The following is an 18089-nucleotide window of genomic DNA, read 5'->3' as shown; positions in this document are numbered from 1 at the left end:
AATTAAAACCATTTTGGTAAAAATATTAATAATCCAATTATAGCACTTGCGATGGCAAATACCAAAACAGCGCCTGCCGCCATGTCCTTTGCCTGCTTGGCAAGAGGATGCAAATCGGGACTGGCGAGATCTACGATCCTTTCCATTGAAGAATTGAACATTTCAAAAGCGAGCATTCCGCCGATCACGAGGACGATCAGCATCCATTCGACCGAGGATAATCCGGTCAGCAAGCCTGCAATCACAACGATGATTGCAGCTGTGAAATGGAACCGGATATTCTGCTCGCTTTTAAGGGCAGCACTGATACCAGCGTAAGCAAATACAAAAGATCGGAAAAACCTAATTGCCTTCATAGCCATCACGCGTGATGCCGAGCGAATTCAAAATCACGTCCTGTTTGGCGAACATCTTTTTCTCATCGTCCTCATTCATATGGTCGTATCCAAGAAGATGAAGAAAGCCGTGGACCGCCAAAAAACCGAGTTCACGTTCAAAAGAATGTCCATAATCGTCTGCCTGTTCCTTTGTCCGGTCCAATGAAATGATGATATCACCCAGTACTCTTGGTTCATCAGCCCCATGGATGGCCACTTCCCCTTCGCCAGGCTCTTCCATCGCAAACGAAATGACATCCGTCGGCTGGTCCTTATCCCTGTATTCGCGGTTGATATCCTGGATCATTTCATTTGTCACGAAGCTGACCGATACCTCCGCTTCCCCAATTCCCTCTTCAGTTGCAGCATGCTGCAGGATCTTCTCAACAAATTGGATATCACTTTCTTTCAACGTTTCGGTTTCGTCCATAAAGTCAATGGTTAACATGCCGAAGACCTCCTTTTACTCTTTATCTTTCGGGTACTCGATTCTGGTATGGAAAATGCCATTCAGCGTTTCACACATGACGTTCTTGATCGTCTTCAATTCCTTCATCGTCAAATCACATTCATCGAATTGCCCGTCTTTCAGTTTATCTTCAATTATGGAATCCACCAATTTTTTTATCTTTTCTGATGTCGGTTCCTTCATCGAACGTACTGCGGCTTCAATACTGTCCGCCGCCATAATGACCGCATTTTCACGCGTTTGGGGCTTCGGTCCATTATATCGGTAATCGTCTTCCTTCACATCCGGATTCTTTTCTTTTTCTTTATAATAGAAGAACTTCAGTAAACTCGTTCCGTGATGCTGGTCAGCTATGTCGACAATCTCTTTCGGCATCTTGTATTTGCGCAGCATTTCAGCTCCTTGGGCGCCGTGTGCCAGAATTATATCACGGCTGGTTTCCGGCGGAAGTGCATCGTGCGGATTGGCAATATTCACTTGATTTTCAATAAAATATTGGGGACGCTTCGTTTTGCCGATGTCATGGTAATAACATCCGACTCGTGCCAGAAGGCCATTTGCGCCTATCGCTTCACAGGATGCGTCCGCCAAATTGGCCACCATGACACTGTGGTGATAAGTTCCAGGAGTTTCTGTCAGGATTTTTTTAAGAAGCGGATGGTTCGGATTGGATAATTCTATCAGCCTCATCGGCGAAATCAATCCGAATGCCCATTCGAAAAACGGCAGTAAGCCGATGGTCAAAGCCCCTGACAGCAATCCTGAAATGATTGCCGCCGCAAAATAAAACCCGACTTCAGCCATATCATACTGGCTTTGGGAAATAAGCAGGTAGAAGCCGATGAAAAGCGAGTTCACTATCGCGACAAACAGGCTTGTCTGCAGAAGCCTTGCACGCCGATCATCGCGTTCTATCAGATAGATGCCTGCTAGACCGCCAAAAAGGATATATAAAACAACTTCCATCTGAAGGATCGGTGAATAGGAATTTTGAAGAATCAAGCCGGCACTGGACGCAGTGATGAATGCCACCAAAATGGCGGTTCTTTCATTGATCAGCATACGGACAATCATTCCCGCTAAAGCTGTAGGAAAAAGAAATGATATTTCCACATCAAAATTACCGCTTACCGCATTAAGCAATTTCATCAGCGTAAGGCTTATGGCAACAGTCGCAGCCAACACCAATAACGCCGTCATTTTTTTCTGTTCCACTTCTTTGGAACGCTGCACCACTATTAATAATAGCCCCATTACGATCAATACAAACAACAGGAGGCCCAATGCAGGCTTCAGATCGGTCTGGTTGTCGGTCATTCCGGCAAGTTCCAATTGACGGTAAACTTCCCGGTCAACTACTTGCCCTTCCTGCACCAGCACTTGCCCCTGCAGGATTTTAGTGGGTTCCACACTTTCACGCGCCTGCTTCAGCTGCGCTTCTGTCAGACTCTCATCCACGGTTTCATTGGCCATGACCCCGAATCTGCCGATATTTACCGCTGCCTGAAGGACAGAAGCGGGAATTTCTTCATTGTTCCGCAGCATCTGTTCAACTTCGTTACGCTTGGCGGTAAGGTCATCCTCCCGGACCGGAGAAGCGAGAATGTTCTCGATGAGACCCTCTATTTCCTGCTGCACTTCAAAGAGACGTACATCTGATAAGGTCAGCAAGGAGCGGAGCATATCGTCTGTCAGCCTCAAGCCATTTTCACTCGTCTCCATCAAACGGGTCGTCTCACGCAACTCAATTACCATGTCCTGCAGTTCAGCTGCTTCCTGGCCATCTTCCCCTTCGGTTTCCATGTTCTTCGCATCCTGCACATAAGCGAATAAAGAAGCGATCACTGCGGATTGATTAGTCGCAAGTTCATCATTGAACTTGTAACTTGGTGTAAGTTCTGCAGCAGCGCGCTGCCTTTCAAGTTCAGTTTTGAAGGGATCTTCTACTGTTTTGGAAGATCGTATGGTTTCATCCGACAATTGGAACAATTCGATATTATATGTATCACCTTTAATGGTGCTGTACAGAAAACTGAAAAGAATGATTCCTATTAAAAAGATCATCGAAAAAGAGAATGCCCTAAAACCAGCTTTATCGTAAATTGCCCGTAACCTTGTGACCATCTAACCACCTCACTCTTAGTACTTCCATCATATCAATATCAATCAATGATTTCACGATATTTCCGAATTATTTCCAATGTTTACTAAATTCCATATAAGAATAAGAAAAACCAGCCTTAGATCGGCTGGTTTTCGTATGCATCTATTATTTTGGAAACCAGTGGATGCCGGACGACATCCCCGCTTTCAAGGTACATGAACTGAATGCCGCTGACTCCCTGAAGGATTTTCTCTGTCGCAATCAATCCCGATTCCGCTCCTTGCGGCAAATCGATTTGCGTCTTGTCTCCGGTAATGATCATTTTTGAACCGAAACCAAGTCGCGTCAAGAACATCTTCATTTGAGCCTTAGTGGTATTCTGGGCTTCATCTAGAATGACAAACGCTTCATCAAGCGTTCTGCCGCGCATATACGCAAGAGGCGCGACTTCGATTGTACCGCGCTCAATGAACCGGTTAGTTTGCTCGACGCCAAGCACATCATGCATCGAATCATAAAGTGGCCGTAAGTATGGATCGACTTTTTCCTTTAAGTCCCCTGGAAGGAATCCAAGGCTTTCACCCGCTTCAACAGCTGGACGGGTTAGGATGATCCGTTTCACATGGCCGTTTTTCAATGCCTGCACGGCCATAACAACCGCCAGATAGGTTTTACCGGTTCCTGCCGGTCCGATGGCAAACGTCAGGTCCTTGCTGCGGATTGCACGGATATAATGGCGCTGGCCGATTGTTTTTGCACGGATGATTTTTCCTGCAGCGTTTCTTGCAATTTCTTCATCATAGAGTTCAGCGAAATATTCGATGGTACCCGATTTGGCCATTTCAATAGCGGACACGATATCGCGCTGGTCGATATTGATGCCTTTCCGGATCACTTTCAATAATTGTTCTATCAATAACTTGCCGGTAGCCTTGCCGTCTTCTGAACCGGACAGTTTAATGACTTCGCCTCGGGTGATAATTTGTATATCAAGAGCTTCTTCGATCAATGTCATGTGGTTATCTGATATACCAAGCAGAAGCACCGCTTCATTGGGGTCTTTCACATGAAGTTCTAATAATTCATTCTCTGTCATTCGGACACTCCTTGGTTGAGTTATTTATTCTGATTTAACTCTATCATTAAACAGGAATAACTGTAAAATATTATTGCAGCGATATGTTTACATAATAATAATATATAATAAAAATGAGTGGATTCATGCAAAAAAGAAAAACCGGCACCGGATTAAATTCCCGGACCGGCTTTTCAGCTGATACTCTTTTTCTTACTTGCGCTTTGCTTTAGGCGGCATAAATACTTCTGCCAGAATAATGGCTTTTTGCGCTTCGCTTTGTGTTAAAGGAAAAGGACTGCGATTTTCATCAGCCACTGCTTTTCGAACTGGCTGGACCGGCTTCTGGTGAGCCGATAATCTGCCGCCGATTTCTTTAGCGGCTACCGGAGTGGCCTGCCGTTCCGGCCTGCTTTTCGTATGCCTTTCGACAACTTCTCGGGCAACTTCTTTGACCTGTTCCTTTTTATCGGCTTCAGGGTTTATTTGCGCCTGGAATTCACCATAAATTTCTTTAGCGTAATCTTCCATGCGCTTAAAACCGCCTTGGGCACGCCCTCTGGTATCCGGCTGATTGCCAGTCGGACGTTTAGGGGATGAGCCGCCTTCTTCCCTTTTTTTATTGCCGAAAAATGCGCTGACCGCCATAAGTATCAGTGCGACTATGAGTGGTTCCATGTGACAAACCCCCTCTTTCGATCGTTGCTGTTATTCTTCATTGGACTGAGGTGTGCTTGTTTTCGCAATCGAATCGCGCATACCTGTATCAGCCTGTACGTTTTTATAATTTACATAATCCATGACTCCAATATTGCCTGAGCGGAGCGCTTCTGACATTGCGAGCGGCACTTCTGCCTCTGCTTCCACAACTTTCGCTCTCATTTCCACAACTTTCGCTTTCATTTCCTGCTCACTTGCTACGGCCATTGCACGGCGTTCTTCAGCTTTGGCCTGTGCGATTTTCTTATCGGCTTCAGCTTGTTCCGTCTGCAATTCTGCACCGATATTCTTACCGATATCAACGTCCGCGATATCAATGGACAGAATTTCAAATGCCGTACCGGAATCCAGGCCTTTACCCAAAACCGTCTGGGAAATCAAATCAGGATTCTCCAGAACTTTTTTGTGGCTCGTGCTTGAACCGAGTGTGGAAACGATACCTTCACCAACACGGGCAACGATTGTTTCTTCACCCGCACCACCGACCAGGCGGTCGATGTTGGCGCGCACTGTGATACGCGCTTTCGCTTTCACTTCAATTCCGTCCATCGCAACACCGGCGATAAATGGAGTTTCGATGACTTTCGGGTTAACCGACATTTGAACGGCTTCCAAAACGTCACGGCCTGCAAGGTCGATCGCAGCAGCGCGTTCGAATGGAAGTTCGATATTGGCACGGTGTGCCGCGATCAGAGCATTGACCACGCGGTCTACGTTACCACCTGCCAGATAATGGCTCTCCAATTGATTGATCTGCACTGTCAAACCTGCTTTTGATGCTTTGATCAATGGATTGACGATACGCGAAGGGATAACTCTGCGCAGTCTCATCCCAATTAAAGTGAAGATGCTGATTTTAACGCCGGCAGCAAGTGCGGAAATCCATAATGTCACCGGTACAAATGTGAAGAATATTGCCAGTACAATTATTATGCCTATTATGGCAGCACCTAAACCAATTGCTTCAATTCCCATTTATTCTTCCTCCTCTTTTTTCTCCAGTTCACGCACTACAATACGTGAACCTTCTACCTTGATAATCTTAACATCTTTGCCGCGGCCGATATAACGCCCTTCAGAAACTGCATCAATCCGTTCATCACCGAAAACGATGGTGCCTGACGGACGTAATTCTGTGGCGGTCACTGCCATTTGGCCGATCAGTTCCGGCCGGTTGGCAGTTGATACATAACCGCTCTTGGTGTCGGTGGAATCCGACAGAATGATGCGATTGAACAATTGGAGTCTTTTACCAAAGAATTTCACTAGAATCACCATCCCTGAAGTTGCTGCAATCATTGCGATTAATACTGCGATAGCTGTGGTCTGAAGATCTCCTCCTGCTAGCAGGATACTGCCGAGTACTGCTGCAATCCCCAGTATCCCCGCTACACCGCCTGGCACAAAAAATTCCAGGATCATCAAACCGAGTCCGATGACCAACAGGATTATGGATTCATATCCCGCCAAACCGGCAACAAGGTGACCGTAGAAGAACAGCATCAATGAAGTCAAACCGATAAATGCCGGAACACCGATACCTGGTGTGAATAATTCAAGCAGCAGGCCAAGCATCGCGACAGATAACAGGATCGGCACCACCACCGGGTTTGTCAGAAAACGGGCAAGATTTTCAGAGAAGGTTTCATTGATGTAAACCAGTTCACTGTCCTGCAGCCCTTTCAGTTCAAGCAATTCCTCGATGGATGAAACGGTTCCTTCGGAATACCCGACTTCTTCAGCTTCCCCTGCGCGCAGCGTCAGCAGCTCGCCTTCTCCTGCCCTGTATTCAGGCAAGTCAATGGATGCATCTGCCATCGCCAAAGCATATTCGGTTTCTCTGTCAGAACTTTCGGCCGCATTCACCATGGATGAACGCCAAGCGCTGTCCGCTTTGTCAGCAGCCGCATTGCCAGCTTGGTCGATGACTTGCGCTGCGCCCATGCGCGCCGAAGGATGCATGTAAATTTCATCAGCATTGAGCGCTAAAAAAGCGCCGGCAGACAGTGCATCCTGGTTGATATACGCAATTGTCTCAATGTCGGTGTCCTGCAGGAGACGGGCTATGCCATCCGCCGCGTCGACGAATCCTCCCGGTGTATCTATTTCAAAAATGATTGCTCCCGCATCCGCTTCTTCCGCTTCTTCAATACCGCGGTCGATGAACGCCTGCAGACCTCTTTCAACTTCCGCTTCCACCGGAATTATGTAAACGGAATGGCTGTCTGCATGGAACACCGGTATCAACAGCAGCAATGCCATGGCAAACAACAATAAAGCAGTAAAGATTTTCATCTTCCTCAAAGAGCTCACCCCTTTATTTCTCCGCTTATCTATATACGAATGAACATGTAATCGGTTTCAAATATTCTGCTGATTTTATTATAAAATTAAAATTGCGTAATAGCGAAGATTGCGCTTATTTGTCCCATGGAAATTGGTTGGAAGGATGAAAATGAACACAAAAATAAAACCGGCTGCACAAAGAATGTGCAGCCGGTTTCAGCTGATCGTTCATATTTTTAAAAGTCTCATTTTAAAAGTAAGGGTCAATTAAAATTTACGTTTACGCGCAGCTTCTGATTTTAGTTTGCGTTTCACGCTCGGCTTATCATAATACTCGCGCTTTCTAACCTCTTGCATTGTTCCGGATTTAGAAACAGTGCGTTTGAAGCGGCGAAGAGCATCTTCAATCGATTCGTTTTTACGAACGGTAGTTTTTGTCATCTCTTTTTCCCTCCCTCCGAACACACGTTGAAGCAAATAACAACAAGTGTTATATACCAAAAATTATATCGTATGTTCAAACCTGAGTCAACAGTTAATAATCAGAATCTGATTTCAATCCCTGCATGATCTGGACACCCGAGCTAGCGCCAATGCGGCTTGCCCCTGCATCGATCATCGCTTGGACATCTTCCAGGCTTCTGACACCGCCGGAAGCTTTCACTCCCAGTTCAGAGCCGACTGTTTCACGCATCAGCTTCACGTCAGCCACTGTAGCTCCACCAGTCGAGAATCCTGTAGAAGTCTTAACGAAATCAGCTCCGGCTTCTTTTGAAAGGCGTGATGCCAAAACTTTTTCTTCATCAGTCAACAAGCTTGCTTCAATAATCACTTTAACGATCGCTTTGCCTTTTGCAGCTTCCACAACCGCCTGAATATCATTTTTCACAAGTTCTGAATCACCGGATTTAATTGCGCCGATGTTAACCACCATATCGATTTCTTCCGCCCCTTTTGCAATCGCGTCTTTCGTTTCAAACGCTTTTGTTTCAGAAGTCGAAGCTCCTAACGGGAAACCGATGACCGTGCAGACTTTCACTTTGCTGTCCTTCAGTTCAGCAGCAGCTGTTTCTACATATGAAGGGTTAACGCAGACAGATGCAAATTCATATTGCGCCGCTTCCTTGCAAAGTTCAATCACCTGTTCTTTCGTGGATTCCGGTTTCAATAAAGTATGGTCGATATAAGATGCGATGTTTGACATGAAAATGCTCCGTTCTCAGATAGATTTAGTTAAAGAATTCCGCTGATGAAAATCGACGGATGTGTGTGACTTTATTGATTGGAGTTGATGGACCGCCTGGTCACTCGAATTCATAGGACATTGCGGACAATGCATAGAAAGGAGCGGTTTCCGTTCGCAGGATGCGTGGACCAAGTGAAGTGAACAACGCACCAGCGTTTTTCAGGCTGAAAACTTCTTTTTCGGATATACCGCCTTCAGGCCCAAAAACAATCAATATCGTACTTTTATCATACATGGTTTTTAAAATATCGGCAAACCGCGCCGGTGCTGATGCCCGAGCTTCTTCTTCGTACGCTACTATCACCGCGTCATAAGAGCCGGCTGCTTCCAGCAATTGCTTAAAGCTTTGGACGTTATGTATGACCGGCAAATGCGTACGATGTGACTGCTCAGCAGCTTCTTTAGCGATTTTCTGCAGACGGGAAATCTTTTTATCGCTTTTTCCGGCGTCCCATTTGACGATCGATCTTTCTGCCGCAAACGGAATCATCGCATACATGCCAAGTTCGGTGCATTTCTGTGCGATCAATTCCAGTTTATCGCCTTTGGGCAGCCCACAGGCAATGGTCACCTGCTTGGGCATTTCTACAACCGCTTCAACTTCCGTGTCCAGCCGCACTTCTACATCACGGTCTGCTGAAAGAATCGTGGCTGCATAGGCTTTGCCTTCCATTACCGCTATCAGGCTGTCACCGGCAGTTTGGCGCATAACTTTGGCGATGTGCTTTGCATCATCGCCAGTTATTACAGTTATGCGGTTGTCGGGAACTTTGCCATCAATAAAATATCGCTGCATCGTTGCACCCCGTTCATTCAGGTTTTTTTGAAATGATCGTAACCCAGTCTTCCATCATCATAATATCCTCAATAACAAAGCCGGATCCTTCCAAAGCTTCCTTCACATCATTCTTCTTAGCGGAAATGATGCCGGAAGTTATATAATGGCCGCCTGGTTTCACCACTTTATAGGCATCATCTGTAAATGACATGATGATTTCCGCCAAAATATTCGCCACTACCACGTCGCCGGGTTCGTCAATCGTATCAACAAGATTGCCGCCTGCAACTGTTACTCTATCCTGCACTTTATTGAGCTTGACATTGATGCCCGCAGCTTTTACTGCGATATCGTCAAGATCCAGTGCATGAACTTCCTTGGCACCGAGCAGAGCTGCGCCGATAGCCAGAACGCCTGAGCCGGTTCCGATGTCTATGACCCGTTCCCCGGTTTTCACCGTCTTCTCAAGCGCCTGCAGGCTCATGACTGTTGTCGGGTGCGTCCCTGTGCCAAATGCCATGCCCGGATCCAGTTCAATGATCAATTCGTCACTGGAAACAGGATTATAAGTTTCCCAAGTGGGCACAATCGTAAAACGCTGCGAAATTTTGACTGGATGGTAATACTTTTTCCAGGCAGTTGCCCACTCTTCTTCGTTCACTTCGCTGATCGTCACCACATTGGCTCCGATATTGATATCGAAAGTGACGAGATTGTTGACGGCCAGTTTAATTGCCTCTACGGTTTCACCTAAAAAACTGTTGACCGGCAAATAAGCTTTGAGAATTACACCGTCTTTCGGGAAGTCGTCTGCATTAAGTGACCAGATCTCTCCGAATTGATCTTCTCTTTCTTTGGAAAAATCATCCGAATCTTCAATGACGACTCCACTTGCACCCGCTTCGTGCAGAATATTCGAAATGGATTCAATCGCTTCGTTCGTTGTATGGATGGATAGTTCTGACCATTTCACGTGCAACCAGCTCCTTTAATCGCCTTTGATCGTTCGTTTGATTTTATCGAATAATGAACTTTCCTGCTCTTCAGGAATATCTCCACTGATCTCAGCAAACTCTCTCAGCAACTGGCGCTGTTTCTCGCTGAGTTTCGTCGGTGTTTTCACACGGATGATGACGTGCTGATCTCCGATACCGTAACCATGGACATTTTTGACGCCTTTCCCTTTCAGGCGGAAACGTGCGCCACTTTGTGTACCGGCTGGAATTTTCAGTTTCACTTTTCCGTGGACCGTCGGCACTTCGATTTCATCGCCAAGCGCTGCCTGCGGATAAGTTAATCCCAACTCCAGATAGATGTCGTCGCCTTCACGTTCAAAGTCCTTATGCGGTTTCACGCGGAATACAACATAAAGGTCTCCGGATGGTCCGCCGTTGTAACCAGGGCCACCTTGTCCGCTGACGCGCAATTGCTGGCCGTCATCAACGCCTGCCGGAATGCTAACTTTGATTTTTTTGACTTTGCGCACTTTGCCTGCGCCTTTACATGTCGGGCATTTTTCTTCGATGATCTGCCCTGTGCCTTCACAGTGCTGGCAAGCTCTGCGGTTGACCATGCGTCCAAAAGGCGTATCCTGCGTCACGTTCAATTGGCCGGTACCTTCGCAGTATGGACACGTTTTTTTCTTCGTGCCCGGTTTTGCTCCAGAGCCGTCACACGTATCACAATTTTCCTCTTTCGGAATTTCAACTTCCGTTTCTTTTCCGAAAACTGCGTCCATGAAGTCGATAGTCATGGAATATTGAAGATCATCGCCTTTACGCGGCGCATTCGGATCACGGCGTCTTGTGCCGCCGCCAAAGAATGTGCTGAAGATGTCGTCGAAACCGAAACCTTCCGCTCCGCCAAAACCGCCGCCGAATCCCTGGTTCGGATCCTGATGTCCGAATTGATCGTATTGCGCGCGTTTCTGTTCATCACTCAATACTTCATATGCTTCTTTCACTTCCTGGAATTTCTCAGATGCATTTGCTTCTTTATTGATATCCGGGTGAAATTGCTTCGATAATTTCCGGTAAGCTTTTTTGATTTCTTCCTTGGATGCTGTTTTTGAAACACCAAGCACCTCATAATAATCTCGCTTATTCATATGTCACTCTCCCTCTAACAATCACCGTTAATTGTACACGGTATCAATTGACCTTGCAAAGACATTGAAAAAGCCAAAGCATGTTGCTTTGCTTTGACTTTTCCGGGTCTTTCTTATTGCTTGTCTTTATCGTCGTTGACTTCTTCGAATTCTGCATCAACGATATCGTCGTTTCCGCCTGCTGCGCCTTCTTCGCCTCCTGCTGCCTGCTGAGCTGCTGCTGCCTGCTCATAAGCTTTCATCGCTAAGCCTTGAAGGATTTCGTTCAATTTGTCTTTCTTCTCACGGATGTCATCTGTGCTGTCGCTCTCTAGAGCGGCTTTCAATTCATCGCGTGCATCTTCAGCTTGTTTCTTCTCTTCTTCAGTAACTACTTCACCAAGATCGGCGATTGTTTTATCTGTTTGGAATACTGCCTGATCAGCTTCATTGCGAAGTTCAACTTCTTCTTTCACTTTCGCATCCGCTTCAGCGTTTTCTTCAGCTTCTTTGATCATGCGTTCGATTTCATCATCTGACAATGAAGTATTCGACTGGATTGTGATCGTTTGTTCTTTTTGAGTTCCAAGGTCTTTCGCTTTAACGCTTACGATACCGTTTTTATCGATGTCGAAAGTAACTTCGATTTGCGGTACGCCGCGCGGTGCCGGCGGAATATCAGCCAATTGGAAACGGCCAAGCGTTTTGTTGGCTGCAGCCATTGGACGTTCACCTTGCAAAACATGGATATCAACAGCTGGCTGGTTGTCAGCGGCAGTCGAGAATGTCTGCGATTTTGAAGTCGGGATCGTCGTATTGCGTTCGATCAATTTCGTGAACACGCCGCCCATTGTTTCAATACCAAGCGACAATGGAGTCACGTCAAGAAGAACGACATCTTTAACGTCTCCAGTCAATACGCCACCTTGTACAGCTGCGCCCATTGCTACTACTTCATCCGGGTTTACGCCTTTATGCGGGTCTTTGCCTGTTTCTTTCTTAACTGCTTCCTGTACTGCCGGGATACGAGTAGATCCACCGACAAGGATGACACGGTCAAGTTCAGAAGCAGAGATTCCTGCATCTTTCAGTGCCTGGCGAGTTGGTCCCATTGTGCGTTCAACCAATGAAGAAGTCAGCTCGTCGAATTTCGCACGGCTCATTGTCACTTCAAGGTGAAGCGGGCCAGATTCGCCGGCAGTGATGAACGGCAATGAAATTTGTGTAGAAGATACGCCGGAAAGATCTTTTTTCGCTTTTTCAGCTGCATCTTTCAAACGTTGAGTCGCCATTTTGTCTTTTGAAAGGTCGATGCCGTTCTCTTTTTTGAATTCCTGCACAAGATAATCGATGATCACTTTATCGAAATCATCGCCGCCAAGACGGTTGTCGCCGGCAGTCGATTTTACTTCGAATACGCCGTCGCCAAGTTCAAGGATGGATACGTCAAACGTACCGCCGCCAAGGTCATAAACAAGGATCGTTTCATCTGTTTCCATTTTATCCAAACCGTATGCAAGTGCTGCTGCTGTAGGTTCGTTGATGATGCGTTCCACTTCAAGACCTGCAATACGGCCAGCGTCTTTTGTAGCCTGGCGTTCAGCATCATTGAAATAAGCCGGTACTGTGATAACCGCTCTTGAAACTTTCTCACCAAGATATTCTTCTGCATAGCCTTTAATGTATTGAAGGATCATTGCTGAAACTTCCTGCGGCGTATATTCTTTGCCTTCTGCAGTCACTTTTTCCTGTGTACCCATCAAACGTTTAACAGACTGGATCGTGTTCGGATTCGTGATTGACTGGCGTTTTGCTACTTCACCGACCTGGCGCTCACCGTTTTTGAAAGCTACTACAGATGGTGTCGTACGGTTGCCTTCCGGGTTAGGGATGATTTTCGGTTCGCCGCCTTCAAGAACTGCGACCGCTGAATTTGTTGTTCCTAAGTCAATACCAATAATTTTACTCATTTGAATTCCTCCATTTAACTATTATTCGTTTTAGCTATTATTCGTTTACTTTAACCATTGCCGGACGAAGGACTCTGCCTTTAAGGGTATACCCCTTCTGCAATTCCTGTAACACTGTGCCCGGTTCTGCATCGTCATCTTTTTCCTGCATCACTGCCTGGTGGAAATTCGGATCGAATGGTTCACCGACAGCAGGGATTTCTTCGAGGCCTTCACGCTTTACAGCTTCAAGCAAGGATTTTTGAACCATTTCGACGCCTTTCATGATAGAAACGGCATCTTCGCTTTTGGCTTCCACGGCCAAAGCGCGTTCAAAATTATCAAGTACCGGCAGAAGATCTGTCAGCAAGGACTGCGAACGGAATTTCGCTGAAATTTCACGGTCTTTCTGCGTACGGCGTTTGAAATTGTCGTAATCCGCCAGTAACCGCAAATATTTGTTCTGTTCAGCTTCCAGTTCATCTTTCAAAACGGAAACTTCATCTTCGCCTTCATTTTCATTAGATTGATCATCGCGGCTTTCAACTGCCTCTTCAGTTTCCTCTTTCAATGAAACAGTCGTCTTTTCGGCGTTTTCATCCGACTGCTTGCCTGTTGTTGTTTCATCGATGTCTGCTGCAGTTTCTTCCTCATTTGCTAGAGGTTTTTTTTCATTAGACAAAATGATGTTCCTCCTTTATTTCCGAAATATTCGAGTCAGCTCTTTGGAGAGATCGCCGCTCAATGTATCAAGCAATGAGACGATCCTCTTATAATCCATCCTTTTCGGGCCGACGATGGCGATCGAGCCGGTCTGTTCTTCGCCGATATCGTAGGACACCGTAATAACAGAACAGTCCTCCATTGCCGACAGCGCATTTTCCGATCCGATCCGGATGTGCAGCCCCTGGTTGCCGACTGGAATGATCATCGGAATATGCTCCGATTCCTCCATGACATCCATCAGACTCCTGATCTTATGAAGATCATGGAAATCCGGCTGATTCAGGATATTCAGCTTACCGCCGTAGTAGACATTCTTTTCCCGCGGCAATATGACCGCTTGCCTGAAAGTCGAAAACAATTCACCATAACGCTCCATATGCTGTTTCATGACCATCATCGTTTCCTGTTCGAGCCGCGTATGAAGATCATAGAGCGAGACGCCTACAAGGCGTTCGTTCAAAATATTGACCATTTTTTCAATTTCGGAAGGATTCAAGCCTTCCGGTATCGGAAAGACCCGATTTTCGACATGGCCGGAATCCGTCACAATGATTGCGACTGCGGAATTGGTAGTCAGCGGCACGATCGACAATTTCTTGACGATGTGCCGGCGGACATCCGGCCCCAGCAGGATTGATGTGTAATTCGTCAATTCAGACAAAATCATTGCAGACCGTTTGATCACTTCTTCGGTCTCGCTGATTTTATCTTCGAAGATGGAACGTAATTGGATGATATCTTCCTTCGGAAGCGGACGGGGAGTCAGTAAATGATCCACGTAATAGCGATAGCCTCGTTCAGATGGAATCCGGCCGGAAGAAGTATGGGTTTTCTCAAGGAACCCCATTCCTTCCAGGTCGGCCATTTCATTCCGGATTGTCGCCGAACTGAAGGAAATTCCGGATTTTTTGGCTAATTGGTTTGATCCTACCGGCTGCGCTGATTGAATATAATCATCCACCGTCACTTTTAAAATGAGCAGTTGCCGTTCTGTTAACATGATCATCACCTCTGTTAGCACTCTTATAGTGCGAGTGCTAAGACTACACTAAAATTACCAAATTCCTTTTCCCTTGTCAACGATTGCGCATCCAACAAATTTCTATGCCAGCAAAAATTGCTCGAATACGTTATTGCCGATGAAACGGCCCTTCTTCGTCAATTTGACTCGGCCTTTTTCAATAGCTAAATTTTCGCTGTCAATTTCTTTCTTCAGAATTTCGCCATATACAGTTTCCATGCCCATTCCGAATTTCGTTTCAAAGTGTTCAAGTGACACACCGTCAGTTTTTCGGAGGCCAAGGAACATCTCTTCTTCCATCTGCTCTTTCTTCGGAACTTCATGTGAATTCAAAATCGGACGCTCATCCGAATCCAATGGCTCCATATATTTTTTCAGAGGACCATGGTTCGAATAGCGGATGCCCTGGACATATCCATGTGCACCGGCTCCAGCTCCGATATATTCCTCGTTGTCCCAGTACAGCAAGTTATGGCGTGATTCCATCCCTTCACGCGCAAAATTCGAAATTTCATATTGCAATAAACCTCGCTGATTCATTTCAGTCATCAGCTTCTCATACATATCAGCTTCAAGGTCTTCGGTCACCGTATTCAGTTTCCCTTTGGTCATCAAATTATAGAAAACCGTCTTCGGCTCAATAATCAACGAGTACGCCGAGAAATGCGGCAAGTCGAAAGCAAACGCTTGTTCAAGCGTATCTTCCCATTGTTTCATCGTCTGCCCTGGCAGACCGTACATCAAATCAAAACTGATATTCGTAAAGCCTACTTTACGTGCGTCTTCAACCGCTCTTGCAACATCTCCATTGCTGTGGGTGCGGCCCAGGCGCCTCAATAAATCCTCATCGAAAGACTGGACACCCATGCTCAGTCGGTTGACTCCACCATTGAAGAGCACCTGCATTTTCTCAAATGTCAATTCATCAGGATTTGCTTCAGATGTCCATTCGACATCGCTTGTCATCGGCACGTATTCATGGATATAGCTAAGCAATTTTTCCAGCTGACGAGGTTCCAATGACGTCGGAGTGCCGCCGCCGAGAAATATCGTTTCCAGCGGCTGATCGAGTGCTCCCTGCTGTTTCCATAGGGATAGCTCTTTCCCGAGTGAATCGATATAGGCATCGACTGGCTGGTCTTTGAAAAAGACTTTATTGAAATCACAGTAGAAACAGATCTGGTGGCAGAATGGAATATGGATATACAATCCCTTTACCATGTTATTCCTCTTTTCTAATAGGAAAAGGAGGCTGAAAACACCGCCTCCTCCTTACGTTTATTTTGATTGGTCGTCCATTTTTAATATCGCCATGAAAGCTTCCTGCGGCACTTCAACAGAACCGACTTGCTTCATGCGCTTCTTGCCTTCTTTTTGCTTATCAAGAAGTTTGCGTTTACGTGAAATATCGCCGCCGTAACATTTAGCCAAAACGTTTTTGCGCATCGCACTGATTGTCTGGCGGGCAACGATTTTCTGACCGATTGCAGCCTGGATTGGAACTTCAAATTGTTGTCTCGGAATCAGCGTCTTTAATTTGTCGACGATGACTTTGCCACGTTCATAAGCGAAATCACGGTGGACGATGAAACTTAATGCATCGACCTGCTCCGAATTCAGAAGGATATCCATTTTCACAAGTTTTGATTCTTTATAGCCGATCAATTCGTAATCGAAAGAGGCATAGCCTTTCGTTCCCGATTTCAATTGATCGAAGAAATCATAGACGATTTCTGCAAGCGGCAGTTCATAGATGATGCTGACGCGTGAATTGTCCAGATAATCCATGGTCATGAAATTACCGCGTTTTTTCTGGCATATTTCCATAACAGCGCCGACATAATCATTCGGCACCATAATTGTCGCTTTTACATAAGGTTCTTCCACATAGCTGATCTTTTGAGGATCCGGCATCATTGCGGGGTTATCGATTTTCAGGATTTCTTCATCTGTCATGTGCACATTATAGATAACACTCGGGGCAGTCGTGATCAAATCGATATTGAATTCACGTTCAATCCGTTCCTGGATGATCTCCATGTGCAATAAACCGAGGAAACCGCAGCGATAGCCGAAGCCGAGTGCCTGGGATGATTCCGGTTCAAATTGCAAAGCCGCATCATTCAATTCCAATTTTTCAAGTGCATCACGCAAGTCATTATATTTTGAGGTGTCGATCGGATAAAGTCCGCAGTATACCATCGGGTTCAAGCGACGGTAACCGGGCAATGCTTCAGCTGCCGGATTTCTCGCGTGGGTGATCGTATCACCTACAGGCGCATCCCCCACATTTTTGATGGCAGCAGTCAGGTAGCCTACGTCACCGACTGTCAATTCTTCGCGAAGTGTTGCTCTCGGCGTGAATACGCCAGCTTCAATCACTTCGAACTCTTTATCGCTGGACATCATTTTAATCTTATCGCCTGGTTTGACAGTTCCTTCGACGATTCTTACATAGGAAACGATTCCCCGGTAAGGATCGTACAGCGAATCAAAAATCATCGCTTTTAAAGGCGCACTCGGGTCACCGGTCGGAGCCGGCACTTTTTCAACGATCTGCTCTAAGATCTCTTCGATTCCGATGCCCGCTTTCGCAGAAGCAAGAACCGCGTCTGATGCGTCAAGACCGATGACATCTTCCACTTCCTGGCGCACGCGCTCAGGATCAGCTGCAGGCAAATCGATTTTATTGATGACCGGCAGAATTTCCAGATCATTGTCCAACGCCAAATAAACATTCGCCAATGTCTGGGCTTCGATGCCCTGTGCTGCGTCCACTACGAGAACAGCACCTTCACAGGCAGCAAGGCTGCGGGAAACTTCATAAGTGAAATCGACGTGCCCCGGTGTATCGATTAAATGCATGATATAAGTTTCGCCGTCTTTTGCTGTGTAATTCAACTGGACAGCGTTTAATTTGATCGTAATGCCGCGTTCCCTTTCCAAATCCATGGAATCCAGCAGCTGCTCTTTCATCTCCCTTGCGGTAAGGGCGTTCGTTCTCTCCAATATACGGTCGGCAAGCGTAGATTTTCCGTGATCGATATGGGCGATGATCGAAAAATTACGTATTTTGCTTTGACGCGCTAATCTCTGTTCTTGGTTCATGGTCCACACTCCTATACAAACTACTATGAATTATAGCAGTACCATGGCTATTGGGCAATGAAAGCACCGGAAATGATTTCTGTGTCAAGGAAAACTTCTTTGCACGTATCTATTGCATTCCGTTCCCTGGTTTGATAAAATAAC

The 18089-nt window shown here is 46.1% G+C and carries 17 protein-coding genes; all 17 read right to left on the bottom strand.

What is annotated here, in order from left to right; all coding sequences use genetic code 11:
- Window positions 1-2 precede the first annotated feature (2 nt).
- The 17 genes from D2910_RS01470 to lepA all read right to left on the bottom strand — a co-directional run bounded on the left by D2910_RS01470 (window position 3) and on the right by lepA (window position 17945).
- Entirely contained in the window at window positions 3-356 is a 354-nt protein-coding gene (locus tag D2910_RS01470) for a diacylglycerol kinase family protein (protein WP_084246817.1), read from the bottom strand.
- Complete coding sequence (gene ybeY / locus D2910_RS01465) at window positions 343-825, bottom strand: rRNA maturation RNase YbeY (RefSeq protein ID WP_117312175.1); 483 nt, start codon at window positions 823-825, stop codon at window positions 343-345. The genes D2910_RS01470 and ybeY overlap by 14 nt, the downstream gene beginning before the upstream one ends.
- A gap of 15 nt (window positions 826-840) precedes the next feature.
- A complete protein-coding gene (locus D2910_RS01460) occupies window positions 841-2970 on the bottom strand; it encodes an HD family phosphohydrolase (protein ID WP_117312174.1) in 2130 nt (709 codons plus the stop codon).
- A 116-nt stretch (window positions 2971-3086) separates the two neighbouring features.
- Window positions 3087-4046, bottom strand: a complete 960-nt coding sequence (locus tag D2910_RS01455) for a PhoH family protein (RefSeq protein WP_117312173.1) — start codon at window positions 4044-4046, stop codon at window positions 3087-3089.
- A gap of 192 nt (window positions 4047-4238) precedes the next feature.
- Window positions 4239-4703, bottom strand: a complete 465-nt coding sequence (locus D2910_RS01450) for a hypothetical protein (RefSeq protein ID WP_117312172.1) — start codon at window positions 4701-4703, stop codon at window positions 4239-4241.
- Window positions 4704-4733: 30 nt separating this feature from the next.
- Entirely contained in the window at window positions 4734-5720 is a 987-nt protein-coding gene (gene floA / locus D2910_RS01445) for a flotillin-like protein FloA (protein WP_117312171.1), read from the bottom strand.
- Window positions 5721-7049 (bottom strand): NfeD family protein, encoded by a 1329-nt coding sequence (locus D2910_RS01440; protein ID WP_117312170.1) that lies wholly within the window; start codon window positions 7047-7049, stop codon window positions 5721-5723.
- 249 nt (window positions 7050-7298) lie between these two features.
- Window positions 7299-7472: a 30S ribosomal protein S21 gene (gene rpsU / locus D2910_RS01435; RefSeq protein ID WP_008431605.1), complete on the bottom strand. Its 174-nt coding sequence runs from the start codon at window positions 7470-7472 to the stop codon at window positions 7299-7301.
- A gap of 94 nt (window positions 7473-7566) precedes the next feature.
- Window positions 7567-8235, bottom strand: a complete 669-nt coding sequence (gene deoC / locus D2910_RS01430; RefSeq protein WP_117312169.1) for a deoxyribose-phosphate aldolase — start codon at window positions 8233-8235, stop codon at window positions 7567-7569.
- A 100-nt stretch (window positions 8236-8335) separates the two neighbouring features.
- A complete protein-coding gene (locus D2910_RS01425) occupies window positions 8336-9073 on the bottom strand; it encodes a 16S rRNA (uracil(1498)-N(3))-methyltransferase (RefSeq protein ID WP_117312168.1) in 738 nt (245 codons plus the stop codon).
- Window positions 9074-9086: 13 nt separating this feature from the next.
- A complete protein-coding gene (gene prmA / locus D2910_RS01420) occupies window positions 9087-10028 on the bottom strand; it encodes a 50S ribosomal protein L11 methyltransferase (protein ID WP_117312167.1) in 942 nt (313 codons plus the stop codon).
- Window positions 10029-10043: 15 nt separating this feature from the next.
- On the bottom strand, window positions 10044-11162 hold the full coding sequence (dnaJ, locus tag D2910_RS01415) for a molecular chaperone DnaJ (RefSeq protein WP_117312166.1): 1119 nt from the start codon (window positions 11160-11162) through the stop codon (window positions 10044-10046).
- A 113-nt stretch (window positions 11163-11275) separates the two neighbouring features.
- Entirely contained in the window at window positions 11276-13111 is a 1836-nt protein-coding gene (gene dnaK, locus D2910_RS01410) for a molecular chaperone DnaK (protein WP_084246167.1), read from the bottom strand.
- A gap of 37 nt (window positions 13112-13148) precedes the next feature.
- Complete coding sequence (gene grpE, locus D2910_RS01405) at window positions 13149-13721, bottom strand: nucleotide exchange factor GrpE (protein ID WP_117312575.1); 573 nt, start codon at window positions 13719-13721, stop codon at window positions 13149-13151.
- Between the two features lie 66 nt (window positions 13722-13787).
- A complete protein-coding gene (hrcA, locus tag D2910_RS01400; protein ID WP_117312165.1) occupies window positions 13788-14816 on the bottom strand; it encodes a heat-inducible transcriptional repressor HrcA in 1029 nt (342 codons plus the stop codon).
- 102 nt (window positions 14817-14918) lie between these two features.
- On the bottom strand, window positions 14919-16058 hold the full coding sequence (gene hemW, locus D2910_RS01395; RefSeq protein ID WP_117312164.1) for a radical SAM family heme chaperone HemW: 1140 nt from the start codon (window positions 16056-16058) through the stop codon (window positions 14919-14921).
- 57 nt (window positions 16059-16115) lie between these two features.
- On the bottom strand, window positions 16116-17945 hold the full coding sequence (gene lepA / locus D2910_RS01390) for a translation elongation factor 4 (protein WP_084246173.1): 1830 nt from the start codon (window positions 17943-17945) through the stop codon (window positions 16116-16118).
- Window positions 17946-18089: the final 144 nt, after the last annotated feature.

It is taken from the genome of Planomicrobium okeanokoites (assembly GCF_003428875.1).
GTDB classification, from domain to species: domain Bacteria; phylum Bacillota; class Bacilli; order Bacillales_A; family Planococcaceae; genus Planococcus; species Planococcus okeanokoites.
The sequence above is the reverse complement of the archived record's forward strand: the minus strand, read 5'-3'. Positions and strand labels throughout refer to the sequence as shown.

Coding starts and splice junctions, on each gene's coding strand:
- D2910_RS01470 (WP_084246817.1), bottom strand. CDS start 356: ATGAAGGCAATTAGGTTTTTCCGATCTTTTGTATTTGCTTACGCTGGT.
- ybeY (WP_117312175.1), bottom strand. CDS start 825: ATGTTAACCATTGACTTTATGGACGAAACCGAAACGTTGAAAGAAAGT.
- D2910_RS01460 (WP_117312174.1), bottom strand. CDS start 2,970: ATGGTCACAAGGTTACGGGCAATTTACGATAAAGCTGGTTTTAGGGCA.
- D2910_RS01455 (WP_117312173.1), bottom strand. CDS start 4,046: ATGACAGAGAATGAATTATTAGAACTTCATGTGAAAGACCCCAATGAA.
- D2910_RS01450 (WP_117312172.1), bottom strand. CDS start 4,703: ATGGAACCACTCATAGTCGCACTGATACTTATGGCGGTCAGCGCATTT.
- floA (WP_117312171.1), bottom strand. CDS start 5,720: ATGGGAATTGAAGCAATTGGTTTAGGTGCTGCCATAATAGGCATAATA.
- rpsU (WP_008431605.1), bottom strand. CDS start 7,472: ATGACAAAAACTACCGTTCGTAAAAACGAATCGATTGAAGATGCTCTT.
- deoC (WP_117312169.1), bottom strand. CDS start 8,235: ATGTCAAACATCGCATCTTATATCGACCATACTTTATTGAAACCGGAA.
- D2910_RS01425 (WP_117312168.1), bottom strand. CDS start 9,073: ATGCAGCGATATTTTATTGATGGCAAAGTTCCCGACAACCGCATAACT.
- dnaJ (WP_117312166.1), bottom strand. CDS start 11,162: ATGAATAAGCGAGATTATTATGAGGTGCTTGGTGTTTCAAAAACAGCA.
- dnaK (WP_084246167.1), bottom strand. CDS start 13,111: ATGAGTAAAATTATTGGTATTGACTTAGGAACAACAAATTCAGCGGTC.
- hrcA (WP_117312165.1), bottom strand. CDS start 14,816: ATGTTAACAGAACGGCAACTGCTCATTTTAAAAGTGACGGTGGATGAT.
- hemW (WP_117312164.1), bottom strand. CDS start 16,058: ATGGTAAAGGGATTGTATATCCATATTCCATTCTGCCACCAGATCTGT.
- lepA (WP_084246173.1), bottom strand. CDS start 17,945: ATGAACCAAGAACAGAGATTAGCGCGTCAAAGCAAAATACGTAATTTT.